14 protein-coding genes are annotated in these 14,232 nt (G+C 55.7%); 8 read left to right on the top strand and 6 right to left on the bottom strand.

Features of this window, described 5'->3' with window-relative positions; all coding sequences use genetic code 11:
- Window position 1 precedes the first annotated feature (1 nt).
- The 3 genes from FFS28_RS01770 to FFS28_RS01780 form a co-directional block, all read right to left on the bottom strand.
- The gene (locus tag FFS28_RS01770) at window positions 2-508 is read right to left on the bottom strand and encodes a ferritin-like domain-containing protein (protein ID WP_006175186.1); all 507 of its coding nucleotides are present in this window, start codon (window positions 506-508) and stop codon (window positions 2-4) included.
- A gap of 192 nt (window positions 509-700) precedes the next feature.
- Window positions 701-1,189 (bottom strand): YciE/YciF ferroxidase family protein, encoded by a 489-nt coding sequence (locus tag FFS28_RS01775; RefSeq protein WP_137848591.1) that lies wholly within the window; start codon window positions 1,187-1,189, stop codon window positions 701-703.
- 94 nt (window positions 1,190-1,283) lie between these two features.
- Entirely contained in the window at window positions 1,284-1,469 is a 186-nt protein-coding gene (locus FFS28_RS01780) for a con-10 family general stress protein (protein ID WP_042319775.1), read from the bottom strand.
- A gap of 503 nt (window positions 1,470-1,972) precedes the next feature.
- Between FFS28_RS01780 and hglS the strand changes: the two genes are divergently transcribed.
- Together hglS and FFS28_RS01790 are read left to right on the top strand one after the other, a co-directional pair.
- Window positions 1,973-3,316 carry a 2-oxoadipate dioxygenase/decarboxylase HglS gene (hglS, locus tag FFS28_RS01785; protein WP_006175195.1) on the top strand — a complete coding sequence of 448 codons (1,344 nt, stop codon included), beginning with the start codon at window positions 1,973-1,975 and terminating at the stop codon, window positions 3,314-3,316.
- 42 nt (window positions 3,317-3,358) lie between these two features.
- Complete coding sequence (locus FFS28_RS01790; protein ID WP_137848592.1) at window positions 3,359-4,864, top strand: carboxylesterase/lipase family protein; 1,506 nt, start codon at window positions 3,359-3,361, stop codon at window positions 4,862-4,864.
- On the opposite strand, the gene FFS28_RS01795 is transcribed toward FFS28_RS01790, so the two are convergent.
- Window positions 4,851-5,693, bottom strand: coding sequence for a LysR family transcriptional regulator (locus tag FFS28_RS01795; protein WP_137848593.1), 843 nt, complete (start codon window positions 5,691-5,693; stop codon window positions 4,851-4,853). The genes FFS28_RS01790 and FFS28_RS01795 overlap by 14 nt on opposite strands.
- 113 nt (window positions 5,694-5,806) lie before the next feature.
- Between FFS28_RS01795 and FFS28_RS01800 the strand changes: the two genes are divergently transcribed.
- The 4 genes from FFS28_RS01800 (at window position 5,807) to rimL (ending at window position 10,285) form a co-directional block, all read left to right on the top strand.
- Window positions 5,807-6,976: a pyridoxal phosphate-dependent aminotransferase gene (locus FFS28_RS01800; RefSeq protein ID WP_137848594.1), complete on the top strand. Its 1,170-nt coding sequence runs from the start codon at window positions 5,807-5,809 to the stop codon at window positions 6,974-6,976.
- Window positions 6,977-6,986: 10 nt separating this feature from the next.
- Window positions 6,987-7,760, top strand: coding sequence for a transporter substrate-binding domain-containing protein (locus FFS28_RS01805; RefSeq protein WP_058608806.1), 774 nt, complete (start codon window positions 6,987-6,989; stop codon window positions 7,758-7,760).
- Window positions 7,761-8,002: 242 nt separating this feature from the next.
- Entirely contained in the window at window positions 8,003-9,658 is a 1,656-nt protein-coding gene (locus tag FFS28_RS01810; protein ID WP_137848595.1) for a glucan biosynthesis protein D, read from the top strand.
- Between the two features lie 87 nt (window positions 9,659-9,745).
- Window positions 9,746-10,285, top strand: coding sequence for a 50S ribosomal protein L7/L12-serine acetyltransferase (gene rimL, locus FFS28_RS01815; RefSeq protein ID WP_137848596.1), 540 nt, complete (start codon window positions 9,746-9,748; stop codon window positions 10,283-10,285).
- On the opposite strand, the gene ydcK is transcribed toward rimL, so the two are convergent.
- Window positions 10,280-11,260, bottom strand: a complete 981-nt coding sequence (ydcK, locus tag FFS28_RS01820; protein ID WP_101737738.1) for a YdcK family protein — start codon at window positions 11,258-11,260, stop codon at window positions 10,280-10,282. The genes rimL and ydcK overlap by 6 nt on opposite strands.
- A 122-nt stretch (window positions 11,261-11,382) precedes the next feature.
- Between ydcK and tehA the strand changes: the two genes are divergently transcribed.
- Both tehA and tehB read left to right on the top strand, forming a co-directional pair.
- Window positions 11,383-12,387 (top strand): dicarboxylate transporter/tellurite-resistance protein TehA, encoded by a 1,005-nt coding sequence (gene tehA, locus FFS28_RS01825; protein WP_006175207.1) that lies wholly within the window; start codon window positions 11,383-11,385, stop codon window positions 12,385-12,387.
- Window positions 12,384-12,977, top strand: coding sequence for a tellurite resistance methyltransferase TehB (gene tehB / locus FFS28_RS01830; protein WP_006175209.1), 594 nt, complete (start codon window positions 12,384-12,386; stop codon window positions 12,975-12,977). Before tehA ends, tehB begins: the two co-directional genes overlap by 4 nt.
- Here tehB and pepT read toward each other — a convergent pair.
- Window positions 12,974-14,203, bottom strand: a complete 1,230-nt coding sequence (pepT, locus tag FFS28_RS01835) for a peptidase T (protein ID WP_137848597.1) — start codon at window positions 14,201-14,203, stop codon at window positions 12,974-12,976. The two genes, tehB and pepT, sit on opposite strands and share 4 nt — an antisense overlap.
- Window positions 14,204-14,232: the final 29 nt, after the last annotated feature.

The raw sequence follows: 14,232 nt of genomic DNA on the forward strand, positions 1-14,232 counted from the left end.
ACTATTTTTTCGCTTCGACCCCGGAGGTCTCTGAGCGTTGTAAGAACTGTTCCGTCGTCTGCGGAATATGGGTGATCAGCCACTCAGCCATCGCTTTTTCTTCGGCAAGGATAGATTCAATGGCCGGCACGGAGGCGGTATCGCCTGCGCGTTTGGCTGCCGCCAGCAGGGAGGTATAGCAGGCAATCTCAAATTGCTCGAAAACATAGCCGCTGATGGACCCTTTCACGATTTCATCGGACGGGAACATACCGCCAATGGACTGGCCGAGCGCGGCCATCTTGCTCATGGAGTCTTTGAGGACGGAACGAGAAATATCATTGCGGTCGAGGATCTCTTCCAGCAAACTGATTTGACGTTTTGTCTCGCTAATATGTTGTTCAATTCGGGAGCGGATGTCAGGGTAATTATCGATGCGGCTGGCCATGGATTCCAGCATTGATTCCGCTTGCTTTTCCATCGCATGGGCATCGCGTAGCCAGTCATGATAGTGTTCTACGTGATTCATAATCGTGTCCTCAATTATTAGATGGTCAATTTATTGTTACTCTCTGCAATTCGAACTGCACCTGCAGTACACTACTCATTCATTATAAAAACAGAAGGAATAACGAGAATTAACCACAGCAGTGCTGCCGCTAAAAAGCATCCTTTAACGATCGCCAGACAAATGCTTATTTAAAATATCTGTGTTAAATCGTTATTTCTTCGCTTTTTTATTGATATTACCTACGGCAAGATCGGTGAGTTTAAGATCGGTTTCTTTTTCTTCTTCAAGCGTTTCCGCCAGTAACTTAACGGCTTTAGTATAGCCTAACTGTTCCGCTAAGGTCGCCAGGGTACCGTAACTGGCAATTTCGTAATGCTCTACTTTTTGCGCAGCGGCAATTAATGCGGCATCACGGACTTCATTTTTTTCAGTGCTCTCAATGACTTCATTTGCCTCTTCAATCAGGCCTTCCATTGCAACGCACTTCATACGCTTAATCTTGAGGCCATTTTCCTGCTCAATAATCTGATCGATACGCTCGATCTGACCCTGTGTTTCCTCAAGGTGAGCAGTGAAGGCTGCGCTAAGCTGTTCGCTGGAGGCGGCGCGGGCAAGTTTGCTCAGCGCACGGGTCAGCTGCTTTTCCGCGCTGTAGGTGTCGGAGAGAAGGTGAATAAAGACGTCTTCGATGCTTTTCATTTCATATTTACGATCCGATTAAATATGTGAAGGGTACTGCGAGCCGTCTGGCCCGCAGCAAGCTCTTTAGGTATTTAAAGAGACGTAATTAAGATCAGGATTTGTCAGAACCACGGCCTCCGCCATGACTATTCTGGCCCCCTTTCTTACCTGCTTCAGAGGCGCGTTGCGGGTCGTTTTTGAAATTCCCACCGCTCTGCTGTCCACCTTTACGTCCTGCGTCAGATGCTTTATCACGATCTTCAGCGAAATTACCGGAACCACCACGATGCTCTGCCATATTAAACCTCATATTTCATATATTGGTCATGTCAGTAAGATACGAATATATTCCGTATCACTCGTCGTTCGATTAATAACTGTAGTCGCTGGTGGAGGTTCGTCAAATTTAATTAATGGTCCTATTTAATTTATCGCAAAATAATGTGGCAATTAACGCTTCGCTTGCTATAAATATATTCTTCCAGGAGGGCGGGTAAGTCGTTGTGTTTGCTGGGGGTATTCAGATTCCGTGCGCGCTAAATGATATTTATGGCAAAAGTTATTGGCCCAAAAAAATGAGGGTAGATGCCGTTTGCAGATTATTCCTGGTGATATTTCATCATAGCGAGACATAGCGGTAGAAAATATTTACAGGAGACTATTTTAGGCCTCATTTGTTACAAGGTGCGTCAGCGCACGTGTTGACCACACGCGTCTTAAGATCACAATTTGTAAATTCTTCCCCCCGGAAGGAACGGCCTTTTCTACACTCCAGGTAATATTCACTGGAGGCAAGACATCATGGCGAACACCATCACGGCTGATGAGATTCGGGAGCACTTTTCGCAGGCTATGTCGGCGATGTACCAGCAGGAAGTTCCGCAGTACGGCACATTGCTTGAGCTGGTGGCAGATGTGAACCTTGGAGTTCTGGAAAATAATCCTTTATTACATGAACAGCTTGCGAATGCAGATGAACTGGCGCGCCTCAACGTTGAGCGTCACGGCGCGATTCGCGTGGGGACCGCGCGGGAACTCTCTACCCTGCGCCGGATCTTCGCCATTATGGGCATGTTTCCGGTCAGCTATTACGATCTCTCACAGGCGGGGGTGCCCGTTCATTCCACGGCGTTTCGTCCGGTTGACGATGCAGCACTGTGCCGCAATCCGTTTCGTATTTTTACCTCGCTGCTGCGTCTGGAACTGATTGAAGACGCCGCGCTGCGCGAACGCGCGGCTGAGATCCTCTCGCGGCGGAACATCTTTACGCCGCGCTGTCTGGCACTTCTTGACCTGTATGAGTCAGAAGAGGGCTTTACCGATGCACAGGCGAGCGAGTTTGTTCAGGAAGCGCTGGAGACGTTCCGCTGGCACCGTCACGCGACGGTAGACCGGGAAACTTACCTGGCGCTGAGCAATGCGCATCGCCTGATTGCCGACGTCGTCTGCTTCCCCGGATGCCATATCAACCATCTCACGCCGCGCACGCTGGATATCGACCGCGTACAAGAGCTGATGCCGAAATACGGTATTGAACCCAAAGTTCTGGTGGAGGGGCCGCCGCGCCGCGAGGTGCCGATCCTGCTGCGCCAGACCAGCTTTAAAGCGCTTGAAGAGCCGGTGCTCTTTGCCGGGGAAGATAAAGGAACGCATACCGCCCGCTTTGGTGAAATAGAACAGCGCGGCGTGGCGCTCACCCCGAAAGGACGCGCGCTGTACGACAGCCTGCTGAGCCAGGCGGGGACGGGCAAAGACAACCTGACGCACCAGCTGCATTTGCGCGAGACGTTTAGCGCCTTCCCGGACAGCGAAATGTTTTTGCGCCGTCAGGGGCTGGCCTATTTCCGCTACCGCCTGACGCCTTCAGGCGAGGCGCACCGCCATGCGTTTCGTCCCGGCGACGATCCGCAGCCGCTTATCGAGCGTGGCTGGGTGGTGGCGCAGCCGATCACCTATGAAGATTTTCTGCCCGTGAGCGCTGCCGGTATTTTCCAGTCCAACCTCGGCAATGAAACGCAGGCGCGCAGCCACGGTCATGCCAGCCGGGAGGCATTCGAGCAGGCGCTGGGCTGCCCGGTGCTGGACGAATTTACGCTGTACGAGGAGGCGGAAGCGCGCAGTAAACAGCGTTGCGGTTTGCTCTAAAATCGTTACTCTGCAAGGGTGTGATGGAAAAAGAAGGTGAGTATGCATAATCCCTCCGCCCCTGTGGTTGAAACGCGCCAGGGCGCGCTGCTTGGTTTTACAGATGAGGATGTTCACGTCTGGTGCGGTATCCCTTATGCCGCACCGCCTGTCGGTGAATGGCGCTGGCGCTCACCGCGCGCGCCTGAGCGCTGGGAGGGCGTTCGCCAGGCCACGGCGTTTTCCCCGTCGAGCTGGCAAAGCAGCGAATATTGTCAGCAGCTCGGCGGCGGCGATCCCGGCATGTTTTCGGAAGATTGCCTCTACCTTAACGTGTGGTCACCCGCTGCACGTACCTCGCCGCGCCCGGTGATGGTATGGCTTCACGGCGGGGGCTTTACTCTCGGTGCGGGTGGGTTGCCTCCCTATCAGGGGAAAGCGCTGGCCCGGCGCGACGTGGTAGTCGTAACCCTCAACTATCGGCTTGGGCATCTTGGCTTTTTCGCGCATCCCGCGCTGGAGGGGGAGGAGGAGCGCGTGGTGCATAACTTTGCGCTGCTCGACCAAATCGCCGCGCTGAAATGGGTACGGGATAACATTGCTGCCTTTGGCGGCGACCCGAACGCCATCACCCTGTTTGGTGAATCCGCCGGTGCACGCAGCGTGTTATCGCTGCTGGCGTCTCCGCTGGCGAAAGGGCTTTTCCATAAGGCGATTGTGCAAAGTGGCTACACCTTGCCGGACACGCCGCGCGAACAGGCTTTGAAGAAAGGGCAAGCGCTGGCCCACCACTTTGGCCTTGAGAACGCCACGGCCGATGAGCTGCGCGCCATTCCGCCTGAGGCCTTCTGGCCGCTAACGGCTCCGCTGAATATCGCCCCTGCGCCCATCGTTGGTGATTGCGTGTTGCCGGAAGCGATGCTGGATGTCTTCTTTGCCGCCCGTCAACATCCGATGCCGATCATGATTGGCTCGAACAGCGACGAGGCCAGCGTCATGGCGGTCTTTGGTATCGATCTCGCCGGGCAGATCCAGAAACTGCGGCGCGAAAGACGTTTTGGACTGGGGCTGATCAAGCTGCTCTATCCCGGCGTGAAGGGGGATGAAGAGCTGGGCAGGCAGGTGTGCCGCGACATGGCGTTTACCACCATGGGGTACGTGGTCATGCAGGCGCAGCAGCGCGCCGGAGCGCTCTGCTGGCGCTACTGGTTTGATTATGTGGCAGAAGCGGAACATGCCACCTACGTCAACGGTGCCTGGCACGGCAATGAAGTTCCCTACGTGTTTGATACGCTCGGGCAGGTTGAGCCGTCTCGTCACTATGTGAATGAGCGCGACCTACACTTTGCAGCCCAAGTGGCGGATTACTGGGTGAGCTTCGCCCATGATGCAGGCAGCCGCGACAGCCTGCCGGGGCCGGTCCGCTGGCCCGCATGTCGAAAAGGTCGGGATGTGCTGCTACGAATTGGCGTGAATAAATATGCAGGTTTCAGGCTGGAAAACCGCTTTATGCGCGCGCGCATGAGCCTCTTCAAACGGGTGATGAAACACCACGTCAGCCTCGACTGAGCAGGCAGGCGCGAAACGCCGCCAGTCCGTCCTCCTGACCGGGCGAGTCGCGCCATACCAGGCGGTAACTCGCCCCGGTTTTAATACTGGTGTCATAAGGCCGCGTCAGCCGTCCGGCGCGGATATCCTCCTCCACCAGCGATTCGTCGGCAATCGCCATCCCCAGCCCCTGAATAGCCGCGGTAATAGCGAGATCCATGGTATCGAAGTGTTGATTTTTGAGCATGGCTGCGACCGGGTGCGCCTGATGTGCCAGCCATAACGACCAGTCCGTTCTGTCGCGGGTCGGGTGCAGAAAGGTTAAGGACTCAGGCGCGACGTCCGCGCGCTGGGGGCTTACTACCGGGGTTAAGGCCTCTTCAAACAGCAGGTCGCCCGCGCTCATGTGGGTGCCAAAGACGATTGCCGCATCGTAGGACTCGGTTTTGAAATTGACGTTATGATCGGTCGTGGTGGTGAGCGCGATCTGCAGATCCGGCTGATCACGTTCAACCTGAAGCAGACGCGGCACCAGCCAGCGCATGGCGCAGGTGGGCGCTTTCAGGCGGATCACGGTCTGGTGCGTTCGCGCGCGATCGGCCACCGTCAGCAGATGCTCAAAGGCAGATTGCAATTCCGGAAGCAGGGCGCTTCCCTGGGATGAGAGCCGCAGCCCGCGGGCGTGGCGCTCAAACAGCGGAAAGCCGAACCACGTCTCCAGCGCCGCAATTTTACGGCTTACCGCGCCCTGCGTCAGACAGAGTTCTTTGGCGGCGTGGGTAAGATTAAGATGCCGCGCGGTGACCAGAAATGCATCAGCGGCGTTGAGCGGGAACGAGCGGCGCGACATAAAAACTCCTCAGCTATGCATTTTTATCATGGCTATTATGACAACAATTCGATTGTTCCAACAGCTCAGTTGTTGTTTGAATAGTTATGCACTCACCATGAGAAGGACAGAGGATGACTATACGAACCCCGGTGCAAACTCGCTCAAAATTGCCTGACGTGGGGACCACCATTTTTACCGTTATCGGCCAGCTGTCCGCTCAGCATAACGCCATCAACCTGTCTCAGGGCGCGCCGAATTTTTCCTGCGATCCGGGCCTGGTCGCTGGCGTGACCCGCGCCATGGAAGCCGGGCATAACCAGTACGCCTCGATGACCGGCCTGCAGTTGTTGAAGGAGCGGATCGCAGAGAAAATCGGTACGCTGTACGGCACGCAATACGATCCCGGCACGGAGGTGCTGGTGACCGCCAGCGCCAGCGAAGGCCTTTACTCGGCGATTGGCGGCCTGGTGCATCCGGGCGATGAGGTGATTTACTTCGAACCCTCGTTCGACAGCTACGCCCCGATTGTGCGTTTGCAGGGTGCCACGCCCGTCGCCATCAAGCTGACCGTGCCAGATTTTGCCGTCGACTGGGACGAGGTTCGCGCGGCCATCACCCCGAAAACCCGGATGATCATCGTCAATACGCCGCATAACCCGAGCGGGCAGGTCTTCTCGGTAGACGACCTGCAGCAGCTTTCAGCCCTCACGCGCAATACCGACATCATTATTTTGTCTGATGAAGTGTACGAACATGTGGTGTTCGACGGCCAGCCGCACCACGGCATGGCGACGCACCCGCAGCTCGCCGAGCGCAGCGTGATTGTCTCCTCGTTTGGGAAAACCTATCACGTCACCGGCTGGCGAGTGGGGTACTGCGTTGCGCCCGCGGAGCTGATGGAGGAGATCTGCAAGGTCCATCAATTTTTGATGTTTTCTGCCGATACCCCTATGCAGCACGCCTTTGCCGAGCACATGACCGATCCGCAAACCTGGCTGTCGCTGGCGGCGTTTTATCAGCGTAAGCGCGACCTGCTGCAAAGTTTGTTGGCAGAGTCACCGTTCAGGCTGCTGCCGAGTGCGGGATCGTTCTTCCTGCTGGCAGACTACCGTTCGTTCAGTGATGAGCGCGACAGCGAACTGGTGAAACGGCTGATCACCGAGTGCGGCGTTGCCACCATTCCGCTGTCGGCGTTTTATGCCGACGGCACGGACAATAAGTTGATCCGCCTCTCTTTTGCTAAAGACGAGGCGACGTTACGGGCAGGTGCCCAGGCCCTGTGTCGGGTTAAACCACGCTAAGGAGTTTGAGATGAAATTACGCGCGTTAGTTGTCGGCATGGGACTGCTGTGTTCGTTCTCGTCGTTTGCGGCCACCGAACTGCGTTACGGGCTGGAAGCAGAATATCCGCCGTTTGAAAGTCGCAATGCCTCGGGTGAACTCGAAGGGTTCGACGTGGAATTGGGTAATGCCATCTGCAAAGCGGCGGCGCTGAAATGCAGCTGGGTGGAAACCTCGTTTGATGCGCTCATTCCGGGGCTGGTGGCGAAGAAATTTGACGCGATTAACTCAGCGATGAACATCACCGCGCAGCGCGAGAAAAGCATCGATTTCACCCAGCCGATTTACCGTATTCCGTCGCAACTGGTCGGCAAAGCCGGCAGTGCGATAGACGCGACGCCAGAAGGACTGAAGGGTAAAACCATCGGCGTTCTGCAAGGCTCTATTCAGGAAACCTACGCAAAAGAGCACTGGGAAAAGCAGGGTGTCACCGTGGTGTCTTATAAAGATCAGAATATGGCGTGGGGAGATTTGCTGAATGGCCGCATCGACGCCTCGCTGGTGATGTCCGCGGCCGGGCAGGCAGGCTTCCTGAGCAAGCCGCAGGGTAAAGGGTTTGGCTTTATTGGCAAACCGGTGTCGGACGACACCATCCTCGGCAGTGGGATCGGCTTTGGGCTGCGTAAAGGGGATGAGGCCACCAAAAAGCAGCTTGATGCCGCTATCGATAAAGTACGTGCCGATGGCACGATCGCTAAACTCGCTGATAAGTACTTCCCGGGTATCGATGTCAGCGTGAAATAACCGCCTCGCTTTGTCCCGGCTGTCGATGTCCAGCCGGGTACTTTTTTACATGACGCTATACTGTTCTTTACACCACTTTCAGGCCGTTCTGGTCGACAGAAAATATTTCATACTTTGTTCAGATAATCACCGGCCAACAATTGGATTTCTAACCGTTTTTGTTTAGGCTGTGCGTTCTTTCTTGCCGTCGTTTCGCCCTGTGCGAAATACATTCACACGACCATAAGGACGTTTTCTCAGGCATGAATCGCAGACGTTTTTTAAAAGGCTCACTGGCTATGGCCGCCCTGAGCGGTACCTCTGGCCTGGCTTCCCTGTTTTCTCAGGCAGCATATGCTGCAGACTCTGACATAGCTGACGGCCAGAGCCGTCGTTTCGACTTCTCTGTTCTGCAATCCATGGCGCACGACCTGGCGAAAACCCCGTGGGGCGGTGCGCCGCGTCCGCTGCCGGAAACGCTGGCGACCATGACCCCGCAGGCCTACAACGCTATTCGCTATGATGAGAAGCAGTCACTGTGGAATAACATCGAAGGCCGCCAGCTGGACGTGCAGTTCTTCCATATGGGCATGGGCTTCCGCCGTCGCGTACGGATGTTCTCCCTGGATCAAAGCACCTCCCAGGCGCGTGAGATCCATTTCCGTCCGGAGCTGTTTAGCTACGGCGACACGGGGGTCGACACCAGACAGCTGGAAGGGCAAAGCGACCTGGGCTTTGCGGGCTTCCGCGCCTTTAAAGCACCCGAGCTGGCGCGTCGCGATATCGTCTCATTCCTCGGCGCAAGCTACTTCCGCGCGGTGGATGACACCTACCAGTACGGTCTGTCGGCGCGCGGGCTGGCTATCGATACCTTTACCGATACGCCGGAAGAGTTCCCGGACTTCACCGCATTCTGGTTTGAAACCGTTAAACCTGGTGATACTACCTTTACCGTCTACACGCTTCTGGACAGCCCAAGCATCACCGGCGCCTACAAGTTCGTGATCCACTGCGAAAAGAGCCAGGTGATCATGGACGTAGAGAACCACCTCTACGCGCGTAAAGACATCAAACAGCTCGGTATCGCACCGATGACCAGTATGTTTAGCTGCGGCAATAACGAACGCCGCATGTGCGACACCATTCACCCGCAAATTCACGACTCTGACCGTCTGGCCATGTGGCGCGGCAACGGCGAGTGGATCTGCCGCCCGCTGAACAATCCGCAGAAACTGCAGTTCAACGCTTACATGGACAAAAACCCGAAGGGCTTTGGTCTGCTACAGCTTGACCGTGATTTTTCCCACTATCAGGACATCATGGGCTGGTACAACAAACGCCCGAGCCTGTGGGTTGAGCCGCGTAATAACTGGGGCAAGGGGGCGGTCGGGCTGATGGAGATCCCTACCACGGGCGAAACGCTGGATAACGTGGTCTGCTTCTGGCAGCCGGAGAAAGCGATTAAGGCGGGGGACGAGCTGGATTTCAAGTATCGCCTCTACTGGAGCGCACAGCCGCCGGTACGTTCTCCGCTGGCAAACGTCTATGCCACCCGCACCGGCATGGGCGGCTTCCCGGAAGGTTGGGCTCCGGGCGAACACTACCCGAAAGTGTGGGCGCGTCGCTTCGCCATTGATTTTGTCGGGGGCGATCTGAAAGCCGCTGCACCGAAAGGTATTGAGCCGGTAATTACACTCTCCAGCGGTGAAGCCAGACAGGTTGAGATCCTCTACGTTGAGCCGTTCGACGGGTATCGCATTCTGTTTGACTGGTACCCCACCTCGGATTCCACGGAGCCGGTGGATATGCGGATGTTCCTGCGCTGTCAGGGCGACGCCATCAGCGAAACCTGGCTGTATCAGTATTTCCCGCCCGCGCCGGATAAACGCAACTACGTTGACGACAGGGTAATGCGTTAGTCCTTATGGCATGGTGCCGGGTGGGCTAACGCTTACCCGGCACTGACAGTGCCTTCAGCGTCCGCCACCTGGCCATTGAGAGGGAACATGTCTTCAGAAATCATACCCGTCACCCCGAATATTGAACTTCGCGCCGTCGACGAGCGCTATACCTCCGAACTGCATCATTTAGTTGTCAAAAACAAAGCCTGGCTACAAACCGCCTTCGACTGGGCGCAACACGTCGGCAGTGAAGACGACACCCGGCGTAACGTGCAGAGCAATCAGATGCTGCATCAGCGTGGTTACGCCAAAATGTTCCTGATTTTTCTCGATGATCAGTTAACGGGCGTGTTGTCATTTAACGCAATCGAACCGGCAAACAAAACGGGATACATCGGCTACTGGCTGGATGAAGGGCATCAGGGGCAGGGGATTGTGTCTCAGGCACTGCAGGCCTTTATACGTTACTACGCCGGGCGCGGGGAAATTCGTCGCTTCGTCATCAAATGTCGGGTTGCTAACCACAACAGTAACCGCGTCGCACAGCGTAACGGTTTTACGCTCGAAGGCTGTCTGCGCCAGGCCGAGTTCCTTAATGGTCGTTTTGACGACGTTAACCAGTACGCGAAAATCGTCGCGCTATAGCGCACCCAGCAGGGGCGTGCGGGTGATCCGCTGCCTGCCGTTGATAACCTTCTCGCCGCGCAGGTGAATGCTCTCGCCTGCAAACGCCTCTATAACGGCATCGTCTGTTATCTCAATACGATGCTCGATCAGCACATCGCCGGTGATGCGCGCCCGGCCCTGGATCACCACGCGGTCGTCTATCAGAATCGGCCCGCCGCGTAACCACGCCTGACCGCCGATCAGCACATGATGTTTGATCACGCAGTTCCCCTCGACCACGGCGTTCTCTGCAACCTGCGAGCTGTAGCGCAGGGTCGGTATGGCGTCCTCTTCTTTTCCCGCTATCAGTCGGGCGTGACCGTAGACCTTTGCGCAGTCGCAAACCCAGACGTTATTAAGTTCGTTACCCTCAAGAATGGCGTGGTCGAACACCTCCGCACGGTGTTCAACAAAGGCATTGCTCACCATTGCTTCACCGTATATTTGCGCCTGATGAACGATGCGCGATTCGCTCACCGTCGCATTGCCGTAAATCTTCAGGATCTGCTCATGGTCAGGGGTTAACCCTTTGGCTGCGATAACCTGGCTGTGGTGAAGCACGCGGGCGTTACCGTAAATATGACATTCGCCACGCACAATTGCCTGCTGGATGGTGACGTTGTCACTTATTATCGCGCCATGGCTGACCTGCGCCGCATCCAGCCAGCTGTTGCCGCCTACCTGCGCGCGATGGCTTATCACGCAGGGTTGGGTGATCCGGGCGTTGTCGCAAACGCGTGCGCCGGCAAACACTACGCTGTTTTCATCGTATATCCAGCAGTGCCCTTCGTGCGCGAGGGCACTCTCGTCTTCAACCCAGCCGCCTTTGGTGCCGCTGGCGACATCGTTGAAATCCATTGTGGCGATAAGCTGCCGTAAGATAATCGGGGAGCGGGGCTCGTCGTTTTGGCTGTGCCAGATCCGCGTCTCGTCGCTAAGCCGGTATTTTTTCATTCTGTTTTCTCTGAAAAGCGTCTTTACTAAACGTAGCAAATTTTCCGCGTTTCGAAGTGCTGGCGTCCCGTGCGGAAACCCCTTAAAATGGCATTTCAAATACATTTTAAAATATCAAATAAATGCATAAAAATAACACTTCCCAACAAGCTCTTAACTTGCCCGCAGGCTATTTCGGCATGGTGCTGGGAACCATTGGGATGGGCTTTGCGTGGCGCTATGCCAGCACACTCTGGCCGGTGTCGCACTGGCCTGGCGATATACTGGTCGCGCTGGCGGTGGCAATCTGGTTTTTACTGACACTGGCGTTTATCAGCCGCGCAATCCGGTTTCCGCACAGCGTGCTGGCAGAGATGCGCCATCCGGTGATGAGCAGCTTCGTCAGCCTCTTTCCGGCCACAACCATGCTGGTGGCGATCGGTTTTGTCCCCTGGTATCGTCCGCTGTCGCTGGTGTTATTCGTCGCTGGCGTGGTGATACAGCTCGGCTATGCGGCCTGGCAAAGTGCAGGGCTGTGGCGTGGGAAACATCCGGAAGAGGCGACCACGCCCGGTTTGTATCTGCCTACCGTGGCCAATAACTTTATTAGCGCGATGGCCTGCGGGGCGCTCGGGTTTAACGATGCGGGCCTGGTGTTTCTCGGGGCGGGGGTGTTTTCGTGGCTTAGCCTCGAGCCGGTGATCTTACAACGCCTGCGCAGTGCCGGAGAATTGCCGTCAGCCCTTCGTACCTCGCTCGGTATACAGCTTGCGCCCGCGCTGGTCGCCTGCAGCGCCTGGCTGAGCGTAAACGGGGGCGATGCCGATACCTTTGCCAAAATGCTGTTCGGCTATGGTTTATTGCAGCTGCTGTTTATGCTGCGCCTGATGCCGTGGTATCTGTCTCAACCCTTTAACGCGTCGTTCTGGAGTTTCTCGTTCGGCGTCTCCGCGCTGGCAACCACCGGCCTGCACTTAGGGCATAGCAGCCCGTCGGGCTTCTTTCACGCCATCGCCATTCCGCTGTTTATTTTTACCAACATCATCATTGCGATGCTGCTGGTTCGTACGTTTATCTTGCTGATGCAGGGCAAACTTCTGGTGCGCGCTGACAAAGCACGGCTTATGCAATCTGAGGAAAAGAAATGACTGTTGATGAGAACTACTTCACCGAAAAATATGGCCTCACCCGTACGCACTCTGAGGTGCTGTACAGCGCCGGGATCGTCAAGCCGGGTAAAACTCTTGATCTGGGCTGCGGTAACGGGCGCAACAGCCTGTATCTGGCGGCCAACGGCTATGATGTGACCGCCTGGGATAAAAATCCCATGAGCATTGATAACATCGAGCGCATCAAAGCGGCAGAAGGGATTAGCCATCTGCAGACGGCGATCAAAGACCTGAACACCCTCAGCTTTGACGGCGAGTACGATTTTATCCTCTCCACCGTGGTGATGATGTTCCTGGAAGCGAAGACCATTCCCGGCCTGATTGCCAATATGCAGCAGTGCACCAAACCGGGCGGGTATAACCTGATTGTCGCCGCGATGGACACGGAGGATTACCCTTGCACCGTGGGCTTCCCGTTCGCGTTCAAAACGGGCGAACTGAGCAACTACTATGAAGGCTGGGAGTTGCTCAAGTACAACGAAGAGGTTGGTGAGTTACACCGCACCGACGAGAACGGCAACCGCATTAAACTGCGCTTCGCCACGCTTCTGGCGCGCAAGCCAGCTTAACGCGCGGCCAGCAGACAGAGCTGAAGGGCGGTGTGGTAAGAGGCCTCGAACGAACTGAGCGGGAGAAACTCAAACTTCGAATGGAAGTTATGGGCACCGGTAAAGAAGTTCGGGGTCAGCAGCCCTTTGGCTGACAGCGCTGCGCCGTCCGTACCGCCGCGCATGGGCGTCGGTTTTGGCGTAATGCCAAGCGACGTCATGGCCTCAAACATCAGGTCGATGGCGCGCCTGTCTTCCCCAATCGCGTTGCTGATGTTGCTGTACGTATCCTCAATGTGAAATGCGACCCTGGCCGTTGGGTGCTGCGCGGCTATCTTCTCTGCCACGCTTGCGATCTGCTGCTTACGTGCGACAAAGCCTGCGGTATCGAAATCACGAATGTTTGCCTTGAGCACCGCCTCACTTTGCCCGGCCTGAATGCCGTTGAACCAGATATAACCTTCACGCCCCTCGGTGCATTCCGGGGTTTGCTGGCGATCGAAATGGCTGATGAAATCAGCGGCCATCAGCAGCGGGTTCACCAGCACGCCTTTGGCTGACATCGGGTGCGCCGTGACGCCGGTGAAACGGATCTCCGCCGCTGCGGCGTTGAAGTTCTCATACACAATCTCGCCCAGTTCACAGCAGTCGATGGTCCAGGCAAAGTCCACGTCGAAACGTGCCAGGTCCAGCGCTTTGGCACCACACAATCCAATCTCTTCGTCGGGCACAAACGCCACGACAATGTCGCCATGGCGATGTTCTGCCGTCAGGTTTTCAAGCAAGGTCATGACCACGGTAACGGCGGATTTATTATCTGCGCCTAATACGCTGGTTCCGTCGCTAAAAATAATCTCTTCATCAGGGTAAGCCAGAATTTCAGGGTGCTCTTTTACGCGAAGCCAGATGTCTTTCTCTTTATTCAAACAGAGGTCTTCACCGCGAAAGGTTAATATTTGTGGATGAATATCCGGTGATAATCCGACATCAACGGTATCGATATGGGTGATAAATCCAATTCGTGGTGCGCCCTCAACATTTCCTTTTTTTACCGCGGTGACGGTGGCGAATTCATCGATTGCTATGTCGCTTAAACCCAGCTCTTTCAACTCGTTAGCCAGCTCACGCGCCATGTTATGCTGGCCCGGCGTGGAGGGCAGGGTTTTCGCTTTCGGATCGCTCTGGCTGGTAATGGCGAGATAGCGGAAAAAGCGTTGGGTTAATTGTCTGGAGAGGGGGGAAGCCATAGTGATTCCTTCTTTTTTGTTTTATCAGG

It is taken from the genome of Enterobacter sp. 2VL (assembly GCF_005503595.1).
GTDB classification, from domain to species: Bacteria; Pseudomonadota; Gammaproteobacteria; order Enterobacterales; family Enterobacteriaceae; genus Enterobacter; species Enterobacter cancerogenus.